This window comes from Geobacillus sp. B4113_201601 (assembly GCF_001587475.1).
Lineage (GTDB): Bacteria > Bacillota > Bacilli > Bacillales > Anoxybacillaceae > Geobacillus > Geobacillus icigianus.
Genome location: NZ_LQYX01000094.1, coordinates 330 through 15,152, shown reverse-complemented (window position 1 = coordinate 15,152; position 14,823 = coordinate 330). Strand labels below are relative to the sequence as shown.

The following is a 14,823-nucleotide window of genomic DNA, read 5'->3' as shown; positions in this document are numbered from 1 at the left end:
TAAAAAATCGGAGAAACACACATCATCTTTATGTTACCATATACGATGAGTAAATCAATCTTTTTTTACACCACTTTTTGTCCCCAAGGATGGAAAATTTCTTTTCCCCTTCCTTTTGTGAAACTCCGAACACCAACTCGACGAATCATTCCACATTTTACATTTTGCCTCAAAAACGAACGCATTGTGTTATAATTAGGTTTTAGAGCACTTGGTGTGAATCATGCCTGTCTAGGAGAGGAATGGACAATATGTTGACAAAAGTAAAGCAACTATTTGACGAAAGCGCTCGAGAAGTGCAGCGTCTTGCTAAACTGGTGGCGCAAGTCAATGAATGGGAGCCCACCATTTCTTCGCTCAGCGACGAACAACTGCGTCAAAAAACGGTTGCCTTCAAAGAACGGCTCGAAAGCGGCGAGACGCTCGACGACATAAAAACCGAGGCGTTTGCCGTCGTCCGGGAAGCGGCCCGGCGCGTGCTCGGGCTGCGCCATTACGACGTGCAACTGATGGGCGGATTGGCGATGCATGAAGGAAACATCGCCGAAATGCAGACCGGGGAAGGAAAGACGCTGGCAGCCACTTTGCCAAGCTACTTGCACGCCCTCCTTGGGAAAGGCGTCCACATTATTACAGCCAACGAATATTTAGCGCGCCGCGACTGCGAACAAATGGGCCGTGTGTTCCGCTTCCTCGGCTTAACCGTCGGCCTGAATGTGTCGCAAATGACGGCGAGCGAAAAAAAAGAAGCGTATGCGGCTGATATCACGTACGGCACCGGCACCGAGTTCGGCTTTGATTATTTGCGCGACAACATGGTGTACCGCCTCGAAGATAAAGTGCAGCGCCCGCTGTATTACGCCATTATCGATGAAATTGACAGCATTTTAATCGACGAAGCGCGCACCCCGCTCATCATCGCCAACAAATCGGGCATCGGGGCCGAACTGTTCCCGATTATGGCGCGGATCGTCTGCACCTTTCAAGAAGGAAACGACTATGAGCGCTCACTCGAGACAAAGCAAATTTTTCTCACGGAAGAAGGAGCGCAAAAACTTGAACGGGCGTTTGGCATCGACAACCTATACGACTGGGAGCATCACGTGCTGCTTCACCATGCGATGCAATCGCTGCGCGCTTGGTTTATCATGCGGCGGGATGTCGATTACATCGTCAAAAACGGCAAAGTTATGATCGTTGACCCGTTCACCGGTCGGGTGATGGAAGGGCGCTCATTCAGCGATGGTCTGCATCAAGCGATCGAGGCGAAAGAAGGCGTGGACATCACCGAAGAAAACGACATCCAAGCAACGATTACGATCCAAAACTATTTTCGGATGTATGAAAAGCTAGCCGGGATGACGGGCAGCGCTACGCCGTCGAAAGAAGAATTTTGGCAAACGTACCGGCTACGCGTGATCGCAATTCCGACAAACCGTCCATCCCGCCGCACCGACTGGGACGACCTCGTCTACCAGACGCATGAGGCAAAAGTGCGGAAAATTGTTGACGAAGTAAAGAAAATGAATGCCATCGGCCGCCCCGTTCTCATCGGCACGACGTCAGTCGCTCAGTCGGAACGGTTATCAGCGGAGTTTGCCAAAGCAGACATCCCTCACCACCTGCTCAATGCCAAAACGGAGGAGGAAGAGGCGCGCATCATCGCGACCGCCGGGCAGAAAGGGCAAGTGATGATCGCCACCAATATGGCCGGGCGCGGAACGGATATTTTGCTTGGGGAAGGCGTCAAGGAACTGGGCGGGCTGCACATCATCGGCACAGAGCGACATGAAAGCCATCGCATTGATATGCAGCTGCGCGGCCGCGCAGGACGCCAAGGGGATCCGGGGTCTTCCCAGTTTATCATTTCGCTGGAGGATGATTTATTTCGGTTGTACGATCAAGAGGAACTGGAAAAATGGCGAAGCAAAGTCAAGACGGATGACACCGGGCTCATTGTGTCGCCTGACCCGATCAAGTTCGTCCAAAAAGTGCAAACAACGATCGAAAACGCCCATTATTCGGCGCGATTGCATTTATTGAAATTGGACACCGTGATCGACCAACAAAGCAAAGTCATCTACCATATGCGTGATCGCGCCTTGGCGCTGAAACAGGCAGAGGTGCTGTCCGAGCTCCTTCGGCACATCCATCGCTATATCACGCAAACGATCGACCGTTACTGTCCGGAAAACGTCTTTTTTGAAGAGTGGAACATCGAAGGATTGCACAACGAGCTGCGCCTTGCCTTTTTCCGGTTTGCTTATCTGATTGATGATCTGCGCCATAAGCAAAAAGAAGAAATCGCCCGGCTCGTTTGGGACGAATACCAATCGCTTGAAGCAGCACTCACCGATCTTCCGTGCGACGAAGAACAAACCATGCGGCTTAAGCATTTGATGGTTGAAACCATCGATGCCCACTGGATTCGCCACTTAAATCAACTGAATGTATTAAAAGAGGGCATTCATTTGCGCAGCTATGGCCAAGAGGATCCGTACCGCGCCTTTGAAATGGACGCTTATCGCGAATTCGTCGCGCTCCAGCAAGCGATCGACGCCGGCGTCTCCATCGCCGCCATGAACTATTTGAAAAGCCAGTTTGTCATTGATGACGAAGCGGCCGCCGCCGCGAACCAGCCATAACGCGGCGCAGCACGCCGCCCCGTAAAGGAGGGGGTTCGATGATTTTTCGAAAAAAACAACGCACGCAACCGGAGGCCGAGCTGCCGGCACAACATGTCGAACAGCCGGAGGTCGGAACGAAAACAACGCTGTCGTTTCATCCGGACTGGCAGCTGTCTCCAGAAGAAACGTACGTCTATCGCTTTTACCACGAACAGCTGCCGCCGCTTCAGCCAAACCAAATTTCCATTTCGGGCGTCAAGCTGGTCGAATACAATGATGGATTTGTCGCTGTCGCCATGTTGCGCAATACGCTGCCGAAACCGGTCCGCTTTGAACGAATTCGCCTGTTGCTGCTTGGCGAGGATGGCACAGCGATCGCCCGCAAAGAGTTTGATATGAGCGCTTTCGGCGAACTGCCGCCGATGACAGCCCGTCCGTGGCGGTTCTTGTTCGCCGCCGAGGACAAGCTCGTCGACCAGTTGCCTAAAGGCGGATGGAAGGTCGCCTTTGAACTGCCCCCACAGCACCGGCTCGAGCTGGAGGAAAGCTGGGAGCAGTCGCTGTCGGTCGAACAGCGCCAACAGCTGCAAGCCCTTGTCGACTCGGTTCCGCCTCCTGCTCGCGGGGAAGTGAACTTCATGGGCATTGAAGCGAAACAGCTGCCTTCCGGCGAGCTAGCCGTCACGCTGCTCATTCGCAACGGCAGCGACCAGCAGATCCGTTTTGAACAAATCCCGCTTGAAGTGCGGGATCATGCTGGCGACATCGTCGCTCGCGGATTGTTTGCCTGCCATCTGGAAGTGAAAGCCCACACCAGCAAACCATGGACGTTCCTCTTCCCGCCGGAATTGCTGCGCAAAGCAGAACCGGATTGGACGTCTTGGAAGGTGGCGATCCCATCCCCCCCAGCACAGAGCGAAAGGCAAGAAACGCAATCAAGCGAGGAGTAACCGGCAAAAAGCTGGCCCCCATGGTCGCCAAACGACCGATGGAGGCCAGCTTTCTTTGCACCGTTCCATTCAAAACGGCCGCGCTCCCGTTGTCCGCTGAGCCTTAGACGTAACAGCCGAACGTTGCATCATCAAGAACGACGGCTATCCAACCCATCTCGACGGGAGGGCCTTATTTCGTAGTTTGAATCTCCATGTAAGCACCTTTTTTCATTACCACGCCGTCTTTGCTTTTCAACACCGGCGGAATGACCAATAAATAGCTCTGCCCTTTGGCCAACCTCGCTCCCGGTTTGATCACCAACTCCGTCCCCCGACGGATTTGCGCCGTCACCGCTGCTTCCTGTCCGCCTAATTGATACAATTTCACCCCGCTTACCCCGGTATTGGCGAGCGGACGAGAGAAGCGGACGACAAACGTCTTATCGACCGGCGCATTGCGCAGCTTGCCGAGCGACTGATACCCTTTCAGCTGACCAATCAGCAAATCGCGGTGAGCGGCGTACAGCTCTTTCCCAACGACCGTCGGCACATCCGGCTTCACCCCAACATGGTGAATCGGCGTCCCTTTTGGCGAGAAAAAGTGGGCGACGGTCAACTTCAACACACTGCCGTCCGACAGCTCAAACATTTCTTGCATCGATCCTTTGCCAAACGTCCGCTGTCCGTACAAAACAGCCGCCTTTTGCTCCTTCACCGCCGCCGCCAACATTTCCGACGCGCTCGCGCTCGACGCATTGACAAGCAACCGGATCGGCCCCGTCATTTGCACCGGCTGTTTGACAGCAGCATACACTTCCGGGCGATTCGAACGGTCGCGCAACTGAAACGCTTGCTTCACATTTGGGAAAAAGCCGGCGATTTGCTGCGCTGTTCCGACATATCCTCCCGGATTGTTCTGAAGGTCCAAAATCCACCCTTTCACCCCGCTTAAGGAGCGGATGGCGTGTTCGATTTCACTGGGCGCTGTCTCGTCAAAACTATGTAGCTGAATATAGCCGATATTCCCTGCCAGCCGTTTGAACTCAACGTTCGGCCAGTCGATTTTTTCCCGTTTGATGGTGACACTGAAAGTTTCCTCAGTCGACGGCCGCCAAACGGTTACGGCCACCGTCGTCCCTTCTTCCCCTGCGATCAAGCTCAATACTTTTTCCGTGGTCTCATTTGTTACCGGCTGACCATCAACTGTCCGAATGACATCGCCCGGCTGCAGTCCGGCGCGGGCGGCTGGTCCATTGTCCAAGACAGACAGGATGTGAACGCCGTCCTCATCTTCCTCAATCATCACACCGATGCCAACAGACTCCATGTCAATCCACTTCAAAAATTCCTCGTATTCTTGTTTTGTCATATAAGAAGAATACGGGTCAAGCTGTTTGACAATCTCTTGCGGAGTGCTGGCTTTCAGCACTCGATCGCCTACGGGTTCAACATAATACTGACGAACCAACTCCCGCACTTCTTCGAGCACTTTCGTTGACGCCGGCGCCGCCTCCGCCGGTGGGCTCCAAGCCAAAAATGGAGCCGCAAACAACAGAAGAGCCGCCACCCATCGTTGCATCACCGTCATATTCGTCTCTCCTCTCCCGAGATGCGCCCGTTTACTCGATATCGACATCTAAGACAACCGGCGCTTTAAAATCATCGATATACACCGCCAGCTGCTTGCGCGTCGCCACATCCACCACGTTTGGCAGCCATCGGTCGCAAAGCGACAACAGCCGCTCCGCCCGCGCGATATCCCCTTCATCATACGCATCAAGCAGCTTGTCCATGGCTTTCATAATATTGATGGGATCATACGCGCGCTGCTGAACAGCCAAAGCCGGGCGTTGAAACCATCCTTCCATCTTTTCGCGCAGCGCCGCTCCCGGAACACCGCCGATGAGAATCGCCGTTTTGCGAATTTGGTATTGCAACAGGGTATAGGAATCATACACGACATCCACATCCCCCGTCCGCAGCGCCCGGTCGACGTTGGCCGTCAAGGCGCGCAATCGCTCCCCGCTTTCGACAGCGCTGATATAGGCAGAAGCCTTTTTGATTGTCTGTTCTCCGGCAGCGATCCGTTTTTCCAACTGCGCCCTTGCCGTTTGCGGACGCACGCGCGCCACTTCTGTTTTTGCCGCCTGAAAATCGCTTTTGACTTGATTGAAGAGACGGTACGGCTTGGACCATTGATTGGCTTTCATCACCCGCTCAAGTTGGGCGGCATGCTGCTCAAGCCGCTCCACATTCGGGAACGGAGCCGCTTCCGTCTGAACGGCCAACAGTGAAAAAGACAGCCAAAACACCGCCAGCCATCCGATGATGAAAAATGCTTTTCTCCGTTTTCTCCTCACGCTTTCACCTGCTATCTACCAAAATATAAAACATGTATTTCAATTTTACTGGAAAAGAAGCAAAATGAAAATAGGCCCTGAAAAAAAATTCATCGTAACCCCTTCCAAGCAAAAATAAGGCTGACTCTTCAGTCGCCTTTCCATTGACTGTCAGAGTCAGCCTAGATCAACAAAAGTGCGGCCAGTTCGTTTGCTGCTGATCTCCTTCGATTTTGCTTAGCGTCCGGTAGCGAAACGGAATGATGGCCTGCTCTGGCTTTCCCAGAAACTCTTTCGCCCATTCGAATGGAATCAAATCGAACTGCTCCTTGTTTTCGGCGATGAAATAGACACCAACAACTCTCCCTTGTTGATGGAGATCAATCGTTAAAAAAGCCGGATAATACGTGCCGTCTTGCGCTTGTAACACGGCTTTGGCTGTCACCCGTCCGCCTTCTTCCTCTTCCACATCCGGATTGGCGATTCTCTCCAACACCTTGATCGCCCATCCTTGTTTTTTATATCCTCCGACCAGCTTTGGCGGGTTTTGCCGCAACTGCTCCAACAACGTTTGTTCGTCCATCGTCAAGCTTTTGCCTCCCTTGCGGTTTGCCTATCCACATATATACAATACTTTTCAGAGAAATGCAAATGCCCCGCAGAACAGCGTGCAAGGGGTCTCGATTCATGATGATGCGATTGGAAGTTTTTTGTTTGCATAATATATATACATGCTCATTGAAAAATGAACATTTGGCTTCTCCTGCAACAAGCTTCCTCTCCCATGGCTCAGCTTGCAGGTTGAGCCACAGGATCTTTGGAGGAAATGTGCAGCGCTTAGGGTGTGCAGGATAACAGAGAGGTGAACTCTTCATGTTGCATGTATAATACATGAGCTAGCGAACGAACCGCGCCGCTCCCAGACTCATAAAGCAGACGGTGGTTCGGTCTTCCGCCACACCTTGGTGTGGCGAAGCAAGCCACAGACTTGCTTCGCCAGCCAAATATCGACAACCTCCATCAAAGATCGGTTTCTCGTCTTCATCGCGTCCTAAGAGGCTGGTGATTGAATCGTGTATAACGCTTTACAATGTTATTTCTCATTTAGAAAAACCTTGTTACATCGGTCCTGCTTTTCGCCCATTCTCCCATTGATGAAAGGAATCAGCGGTTTTTCCCCGTCCTCCTAAAAATACACGAATTCGGAAATGCGCAAAATTATACAGGGACCGTTTCTTTTATTGGTGACGAATTTTCCTTCATGAAATTCTGTCTATATAGCAATTCTTACGAGCGCCCAACATCCCTTATTCGTTCGCCGTCTTTCCAGACTGCGCATCAACGGAAAATGGCGCGAAGACCGTCGATGTAAATCACCCCGGCGTTTTTCCGCCCTGCGTCTGTTTCCATATAACGCACCGGCGTCTCCAACATGAGCGGAAGCACAACATCGCTAGGCACGGCGGCCTGCACGTATTTCCACCCCACCCAATCAACATGACGGGTAAAATCGATCCAAAAGCGCCGTCCTCTTCCGTCCCGGAGCTGGGCGCGCAGCCAATGGCCGCTTCCGTCTCCATACACCCACATACCAATCGCTTGCGGCCGTTTCGAAATCCAAATCGCTTCCTCCCGACTAGCATAGACGCCGGATGTTCCCAGCATCCCGCGGAAATCGTATGAAATTTTCAACGCCTTCGTTCCGTCTTTCGCCTTCTCCATCGTCCGCTCAACCGCCGCCCCTACAGCGTTAACGCCTGCTGCCTTCCACTTCGACTCCGTTTCAAAATCGTCAAGCACTTCTTCGCTGTCCCCGTTCTCCTGCGTCTCTTTGTACACCACAAGAAGCGCATTGGCCACCGGCCGCGGGAACCCATCAGATGGTTTGTTTTCGACCTTGAGCTGCCCGTTTGGCTGACGGACGACCAATGTCGACGATCCACCGCCATCCAGCGTCATCGCATCGACTGCGCCAAGCTCACCCATCAACTTGGCCATCTCGTTCAACGTCATGCCTTGACTATGAGCAGGCTGACGACCATCGACAACAACGAGCATGACATTTCCATCCCGATCAATGCCGACAGCGGTGCGAGGATGAGCACCGGCGATCGCAAACGACTGCACTTGCCCTCCTGCCACCAATCGATATCGACCGCCAAGCGCTTCTTTCACCCCGCTCCATTGGGGTTGGTCATACTGAAGGGAAATTTGCACCGTATCCCCCGCTTTCGCTTGCCGCAAATAGTCGCTCGCCCGTCCGTGGCCCGACAACACCAATTCCCCCGGCTGAAGCGGCTCATCTCCTTGACTCACAGCCACCTTCTTCACCGTTGCAGTGACCGTTCCATTCCCGTTCAACACCCCTTGGACGTTCGTCAACACGACTTCCGTCCCAAGAGCGTTCGTTTTCGTGGAGGCAGCGAAATACGGGGTATACAAAATCAACTGATGAGCACGCCGCGGTTTATTGATGCCGTCAATGGGATAAGGGCTTCCTTGTCCCATTTGAACTCGAATCTGGACATCCGGATTGCCGATCATCGGCTTCCCATCAGCGCCGATGCCAAAAATCGTCCGTTCCGCCGCCGGCGTCGTATTCGTCATCACGATTTCCCCACGGTGCACCATCAAATCGGTCGGTGACCCGTCCTCTTTGAAATAATCCCCATTCACTGCCGCTAACACGATTCCGTCGCGGCCATCATAGCGCTTGGCCTGCTGAAGCACCGGTTCAATGCCAAGCACTTGATCATTGGACAGCGCCGTCTCGATGGCCAACTTCTCATTCGCCGCATCGATGTCAAGCTTGTATACGTGTTGCTTGCCGCGCACGCCGACAATCTCCATTTCTTCCTTTTCTACCCCTGGCGCCACGCGCGCCAACGCTTCCTTCACCACTGTGCCCACAGCCAACTGTTTCGCTCCGTACCGTCCCGGATTGACAAGTTTAAGCTTCTCCCTCGACGGCGTTTTATACAAGACATGCCCTTTGATATTGGTGACGTAATATCCACCGCCAACCCCGTATTGGCCGCCAAGCGCTTCATCGTACGAATACACCCGGTACTGTTCTCCAGGCTCTAGCACGCGAACAAACGTCATTGTCCCATTTTCCCGTTTCCATAGATTAATCGGTTTCACGATCTCTAATTTTCCAATTTGCCCCGGCACAAGGCGCATGCCTTCCCAGTAGACGATGTTCGCCCCAGCATCCGCTTCTGTCGCTTGCAGCGCCGTCCATGCCGCCAACACCGCCCCGATCCCGATGCGGATAATGCTCTTCGCTGTTCCCACTGTTCCTCTTTTCCTCTCTTTCTATCATTTTGTTGCAATCGATTCTATTATACGACAAACTTCTACAAAAAGGAGGATTATTTTCCATTTGTTTTAAAAAACGTCCGGCAGCGCCGGAACGGCCCCTAAGAGATGGAAAACCGCGCCATTACGGAGCGTAAAATTCTTGAGAATAGTAGGGTTGATGGAATGAAGTGAACGCCACCCCGACGCCGAGGCGGGTAAAGTTCGGATATAAAAGATTTTGCCGATGTCCGAGCGAGTGCATCCACGCTTCATGGACAAAAATCGCATCGTACTGGCCGTAGGCAATGTTTTCCCCTGCGACATGATAAACGATACCGTGGCGCTTTAAACGATCATACGGCGACAATCCTTGCAAATTTGTATGAGAAAAGTAGCGGTGAACGGCCATATCTTCGCTATGCTCACGAGCAGCCGCCGCCGCTTTCGCATCCCACACGAGCGCCGGAAGCCCGTGCAAGCGGCGCGCGGCATTCGCCAAATCAAAAATTTGATATTCATAGGCCGCACGCAGTTCTTCTGTCGTCGTTCCATAAAACCCGGGCTTTTCATCCTCGAGCGCCCGATTGACGACAAGCACGCCATCCACCCGGTTGTTGTTGTACCGGTCATAAAAGAAGGTAAGGTAGCGACCGTTGACAAGATACGTGTCGTATTCCTCGCTTTGAATGTTGTAGTAAACATTCTCTTTTTGGATAAAAGAGAGCGGGCGACCATAACGGACTTTCACCGCTGTTTTCGCAGTGCCGATCCCCACTCCGTTTTTCGTTTGTACAATCGGCTGATTCGTGTACATCGCCGCCACCCGATCACGTTCATAGCTCACCATCAAAAAGTTTTTGTACCCCCCCTGATCATACGCCTCTCAATATAGGCCGTAGGCGTTTTTCGTCTTCCGCTTCGCCTTGCCGTACATCGCTTCGACCTTGGCGCGCGAGTCGCCGATCGCCACCCCATTCATCGCGACATCGGCCATGCTTGTTTTCGCCTGCTGCACGCATAAAGCAGCGACCAACTTCTCTTTTGCCGGCGTTTCATAGCGGACGCGGGCATCGTTCTTAATCGCATATCCTTGGCCGACATCGAAATAGCCGTTGCCCAACGCGTACACCCGATACACCGCTCCGCTTGGCAGCGTCTCTACCGCTTTGGTCGACAACCATAGTTCTGTCGGCGCCGCCACCGTCACCCGGCCGATTTGTCCAGGCTTCAGTTCAGCACCGGCCCACCGCACTTTCTCCGTGCCAACACGTTCTTCGCATCCCCCGGCCTTGACCATGGATGTACTCGGCACCCAAAGCCATCCGACTGCCGCCAACAGTATTCCAATTGTCAGTGTCTGCCCCCATTTCCTCAACTCCGTCCGCTCCTTCCTTCTCTTTTTCTTTCATCATAGACATCTTTCCGTCAAAAGAAAAGAGAAAAAAGAATGATTTCGAAGAAAAAGAGGGGGCTTTGGTGGCGCAAAGGTCAACATTTCGTCAAACAAGCTTCTCATCGGACTTGGCTAAGGGAAAAAGATAGGTTAAAATAAATCATCATTTATTCTTCCATTTTCATGAGAGAGGAGCACATTTTATGAACATTACGAAAAAATTTCTAGCCGTCTCAGCGCTAAGCGCTGGAATCCTTCTGTCACCGTTTCATGCCCACGATGCGCAAGCAAAAGTTTGGTGGAATGGCATGGAATTAGTACAGGGACAAATCGGCAAATTAACCATTGTAAAAGATACAGAGCTTTATAAGTTGCAAGGCGAGAAGAAAGTCTACGTCAAAACGTTAAAAGCCGGCGGAACCTACCGCATTTACACGTTTAAACCGGGCATGTTAGGTTTAGGAGGCGGATATTATGTCGATCGCGATGCTCGACGAGTAAAATACGAAACTCCGTCCAAAGCAAAACTCAATCAAGTCAAAATAGAACAGCTGTTCCGTGGAGTAAAACTGGGCATGCCCACTTCTCAAGTCAAGAAGTTGGAAACAGCGAAATTTCTACAGCGTGAAAAAGCAGATGGGACCGATACTTGGGTCTACTCTACTTCCCTCTTCGGGTATTCTACATTGCTGGTATATGGATTTGAAAATGAAAAACTCGCTTTCTACGGCTATTCATTTGATGCTGGGCAGAAGCTTGGGAAAGATCAGCTTACAGCGATTTACAATCATCTGAAACAACAGCTTATCACACTGTTCGGAAAACAATATGAACAGTCGGATTCTGATCAAGGCTATCCGCCTCGACTCGCATTTCACAAAAACGGCCTTGTGATTGCTCTTTCCTATGATGCGGACGGGTTGACGATTACGATCACGGGTGAACAATAACGTGCAAAAAGCGAGGCTGCCCTTTGATTTGGACTGCCTCGCTTTCTGTTTTTACTCCCCATTCACCAATTTCAACTCATATTTATAAATATTTGGATAATATACAAAAATAAGGGTCATCACCGCAACATGTACTTGACAGACGGTTCGCTTCTCTGAACAAGTGTATGCAAAACATGATTGGTTTCCTGTTCTTTCTTGGTTGCATAAGTAAGGTATGTGATGAAAAAAATCAAGTACAACTTTTGGTGAAGAGCCAAAAATAACGCAAATATTCGCATAAAAATAATCTTTTATGAAAAAATTTACTTATTTTATTCGGTCAAATCGGGCTTATTTCGAATTTTTATTCAGGGTGCGAAATGTGAGTTCAACTTCTCCTTTGACGGCGTTTCGTAGCGGATGTGCGTATCGATGTCGGTCACGTAATACCCGCCGCCGACCGCGTACTGTCTTACTCCCATTTAAGAGTCCGGCTATTCCACATTTTCCAATATTCATTTTCTTTTAAAATTGAGTCATATACAGGAAAAAGAAAATCTCGAATTTTCTCCATGACGAAGGGAAACTGTAGATCTTCTTTTATACCCGTTCTTTGCAAAAATGCCTTCCACTGTTTGTTTCGGCTCTCATCTTCTACAAAAGAAGACGAAAACACAGGATGTTCTTTTTCTAAATTCGTTCGACGTCTTTGAAAGGTTTCGAATATCGCTTCCCATAAAACACGTCCATCAAAGTTCTCGGTTGATAAAAGCGTGAAAACATCATAAAAATCCTTCATTCTACTGTTGACGACAGATAGTGAGATCATTGCTTCAAACTTTTCAGCTATTACTGAATAAGTTGAGTAGACTCGAATTTCCGGGGGCTTCATATTTAATAAAGTAGGATACTGCATCTCTTGTGGTTTTGGGATCACGACATCACCAAATCCAATATCCAGTTGCAATTGCTTTTTTATTTTGCCAAGTGCTGCCGGAATTTTAATACGAATCCCTTCATAATCAGCACCCTCTTTAATTCGTTCAGCCGTAATGCCCTTTACATCAAATTCGACTCCATCTTCTTCAGCAGTTAACGTACAAATGGACTCAAACGCAGTTTTGATATATTGAATATCATTCGAAATTTGTCTGGCTAAAAAGTCAATATCTTTGGTTGGCCTAGATTTAAATTGTGTTAAGGAAAATAATAAAGAGACCGCCTTTTAGAACAAATTTATCCCGATAATTAGAAATAGAGAGTCGATATAGCAACCTCTCTTGAAAATACAACAATAAAATGAAATCAAAGGTTTTTCCGCTTTGTTTAGCAATATTCTTTAGCCTTTCTCCAACTGAAGCAGGTATATTTTTAACATTTCCCATTATAAAAGCACCTCTAAGTATTTCAACAAAACCGTCTTGATGCGCATTTTCTCAGCACATTCCACCAGTTTATTGATGTTTTTTTCAGGACTTTGTAAATAATTTCGCAAACCTTCTTTCATTAAATCGATTCCTATTTTTTCTCTGTATCGAATAATGTCGCAAATCGTTTTTTCGCGATGATAAATGCTTATTTTATGGCCGCCTATTTCCACTTCTTCAATTCCATATTCAAACTGTTTTTTTGAAAAATAGAAAATTTTAATTGGCGGATAATCGGGCAAACTCGGTTTCCTTGATTTTCTTTCAATAGCAATTTGGTACTCCCACGGGTTATAAGTTGTTAACTCATAAAAAGACAACGCCGACAAAAGACAAAGAACACCATTCGGGATCACTTTTGATACTTCAACCACTTCTTCATTTTGATCATTTTCAAATGCAGCATAACGATACAGCCCACGTTTGATCCTGATGATTTCTCCATTTTGCTCGAACTTTCGAATATAATATTTGCTCACTCCTTCTCTGATTAAGTCTTCTGTCTTCGCAAATCCTTTTTGACGCACAAAAATATCTTTTATTATTTTACTTACTTCTTTATTCATTAATTATCACCACTCTTTTCACCTAAACGTCGGCATTTATCATTTGTTGCCAACGTTTAATATACTTATTCTCGATTACTCACCATATCCCTCTTTTTTTCACCTTAATGCATCCACTTATTATTATATGCCGACAATAAGTAAAATTCTTACCGTTATTTGCGAGGCTGCCCTATCATTCGGACAGCCCCGCTTTCTTGCTTACTCCCCATTCACCAACTTCAACTTCTCCTTTGACGGCGTTTCGTAGCGGATGTGCGTGTCGATGTCGGTCACGTAATACCCGCCGCCGACCGCGTACTGTCCTCCGAAGCGCGCGTCATACCCGTAGACGCGGTATACTTCCCCAGGCTGTAAGATGCGGACGAACACAAGGCGCCCATCCTTCGTCCGTTTCCATAGATTGATCGGCTTTTGCACCGTCAAGCGGCCGATTTGCCCTTTTTTCAGCTCCACGCCGTCCCAGTAGACTTTTTTCACGTGCCCCCGAGGAGGGGTTGGCTTTTCCGGCTGCTTTGGCGGATTGGGCTTTTCTTCCTTCCAAAGCGGCAAGGCAAACTCATATTGGGCAAATCCGCTTGGCAAGTTGGCGACATAGCGGATGCTGCCGTCTGGCGGCAAGTATTTTTGCGCTTCCGGCGACGATTCAAAAGAAACGGTCACCGGTTGTTTCCCTTTCACCGGCGCAAAGGTCCAGTTGCCATCCGCCAACGGGTTGATCGTTCCGTTTTCCCGAATGTAATCGATGATGACTTGCCGGTTTTCATCCGGCGCGGCCAAAATCGTGTTTTTCCCGCCCGGATTGATGATCCGGTTCGTCGTCGCCCGGTAGTTGTTCGTCGCAACGATAAACTCCATGTTCGGCGTCACCGGCTTGCCTTGGAATCGCAAATTTTTAATGCGGTTCGCGTTCGGGTTGATCACATTTTGGTTTTTGTCGTATTTCGCCGGCTCGGTGATATCGATCTCGTACGTCACGCCATCAATAATGTCGAAGTTGTACGTCGGAAAGTCGTTGTTCACAAGCGGCTGAACGTCTGTCTTGTTCGGGTCGATTTGGTTGAATTGCCCTGCCGACCACTCAAGCCATTCTTTCAACTCGGCTCCCGTAATTTTGAGCGCATACACGGTAGAGTCAGTCAAGACTTTGTGGAGAACATTTTTTCGGTCTACTACGGGCGTTGTCAATCACCCGTTGGTAGACCATTTTTAGGAATTGATATCGTAAGCGCTTTCGGACTCTCATCCCTCATCTAGAGATGGGTTTTTTCTATCCATTTTTTTACACCCATCCACCATCCCGG

The 14,823-nt window shown here is 49.8% G+C and carries 10 protein-coding genes and 2 pseudogenes; 3 read left to right on the top strand and 9 right to left on the bottom strand.

What is annotated here, in order from left to right; genetic code table 11:
• Positions 1 to 251 precede the first annotated feature (251 nt).
• Both secA2 and B4113_RS13350 read left to right on the top strand, forming a co-directional pair.
• A complete protein-coding gene (gene secA2 / locus B4113_RS13355) occupies positions 252 to 2,645 on the top strand; it encodes an accessory Sec system translocase SecA2 (RefSeq protein ID WP_061912558.1) in 2,394 nt (797 codons plus the stop codon).
• Positions 2,646 to 2,683: 38 nt separating this feature from the next.
• Positions 2,684 to 3,577: an accessory Sec system S-layer assembly protein gene (locus tag B4113_RS13350; RefSeq protein WP_033022543.1), complete on the top strand. Its 894-nt coding sequence runs from the start codon at positions 2,684 to 2,686 to the stop codon at positions 3,575 to 3,577.
• A 172-nt stretch (positions 3,578 to 3,749) separates the two neighbouring features.
• Here B4113_RS13350 and B4113_RS13345 read toward each other — a convergent pair whose 3' ends face one another.
• From B4113_RS13345 to B4113_RS20655, 6 genes and pseudogenes are all read right to left on the bottom strand, one after another.
• Positions 3,750 to 5,147: a S41 family peptidase gene (locus B4113_RS13345; RefSeq protein WP_033022544.1), complete on the bottom strand. Its 1,398-nt coding sequence runs from the start codon at positions 5,145 to 5,147 to the stop codon at positions 3,750 to 3,752.
• Positions 5,148 to 5,178: 31 nt separating this feature from the next.
• Positions 5,179 to 5,919 (bottom strand): hypothetical protein, encoded by a 741-nt coding sequence (locus tag B4113_RS13340; protein WP_033022545.1) that lies wholly within the window; start codon positions 5,917 to 5,919, stop codon positions 5,179 to 5,181.
• 166 nt (positions 5,920 to 6,085) lie between these two features.
• Positions 6,086 to 6,487 carry a hypothetical protein gene (locus B4113_RS13335; RefSeq protein WP_033022547.1) on the bottom strand — a complete coding sequence of 134 codons (402 nt, stop codon included), beginning with the start codon at positions 6,485 to 6,487 and terminating at the stop codon, positions 6,086 to 6,088.
• A 749-nt stretch (positions 6,488 to 7,236) separates the two neighbouring features.
• Entirely contained in the window at positions 7,237 to 9,195 is a 1,959-nt protein-coding gene (locus B4113_RS13330; RefSeq protein ID WP_033022549.1) for a phosphodiester glycosidase family protein, read from the bottom strand.
• Between the two features lie 148 nt (positions 9,196 to 9,343).
• Positions 9,344 to 10,066 (bottom strand): annotated as a pseudogene (locus B4113_RS21250) (CAP domain-containing protein); the annotation flags it as partial.
• 18 nt (positions 10,067 to 10,084) lie between these two features.
• Positions 10,085 to 10,576 carry a hypothetical protein gene (locus B4113_RS20655; protein ID WP_235598009.1) on the bottom strand — a complete coding sequence of 164 codons (492 nt, stop codon included), beginning with the start codon at positions 10,574 to 10,576 and terminating at the stop codon, positions 10,085 to 10,087.
• Between the two features lie 221 nt (positions 10,577 to 10,797).
• On the opposite strand from B4113_RS20655, the gene B4113_RS13320 reads away from it, so the two are divergent.
• On the top strand, positions 10,798 to 11,544 hold the full coding sequence (locus tag B4113_RS13320; protein WP_033022553.1) for a hypothetical protein: 747 nt from the start codon (positions 10,798 to 10,800) through the stop codon (positions 11,542 to 11,544).
• 454 nt (positions 11,545 to 11,998) lie between these two features.
• Here the strand turns inward: B4113_RS13320 and B4113_RS13315 are convergent, their stop codons facing one another.
• From B4113_RS13315 to B4113_RS13305, 3 genes and pseudogenes are all read right to left on the bottom strand, one after another.
• On the bottom strand, positions 11,999 to 12,661 hold the full coding sequence (locus B4113_RS13315) for a nucleotidyl transferase AbiEii/AbiGii toxin family protein (protein WP_235598011.1): 663 nt from the start codon (positions 12,659 to 12,661) through the stop codon (positions 11,999 to 12,001).
• A gap of 249 nt (positions 12,662 to 12,910) precedes the next feature.
• Positions 12,911 to 13,519, bottom strand: a complete 609-nt coding sequence (locus B4113_RS13310) for a type IV toxin-antitoxin system AbiEi family antitoxin domain-containing protein (RefSeq protein WP_061912557.1) — start codon at positions 13,517 to 13,519, stop codon at positions 12,911 to 12,913.
• Positions 13,520 to 13,720: 201 nt separating this feature from the next.
• A pseudogene (locus B4113_RS13305) lies at positions 13,721 to 14,683 on the bottom strand (5'-nucleotidase C-terminal domain-containing protein); the annotation flags it as partial.
• Between the last annotated feature and the right edge of the window lie 140 nt (positions 14,684 to 14,823).

Excerpts from the sequence above, each read along its gene's own strand:
- secA2 (WP_061912558.1), top strand. The coding sequence starts at position 252 with ATGTTGACAAAAGTAAAGCAACTATTTGACGAAAGCGCTCGAGAAGTG.
- B4113_RS13350 (WP_033022543.1), top strand. The coding sequence starts at position 2,684 with ATGATTTTTCGAAAAAAACAACGCACGCAACCGGAGGCCGAGCTGCCG.
- B4113_RS13345 (WP_033022544.1), bottom strand. The coding sequence starts at position 5,147 with ATGACGGTGATGCAACGATGGGTGGCGGCTCTTCTGTTGTTTGCGGCT.
- B4113_RS13320 (WP_033022553.1), top strand. The coding sequence starts at position 10,798 with ATGAACATTACGAAAAAATTTCTAGCCGTCTCAGCGCTAAGCGCTGGA.
- B4113_RS13310 (WP_061912557.1), bottom strand. The coding sequence starts at position 13,519 with ATGAATAAAGAAGTAAGTAAAATAATAAAAGATATTTTTGTGCGTCAA.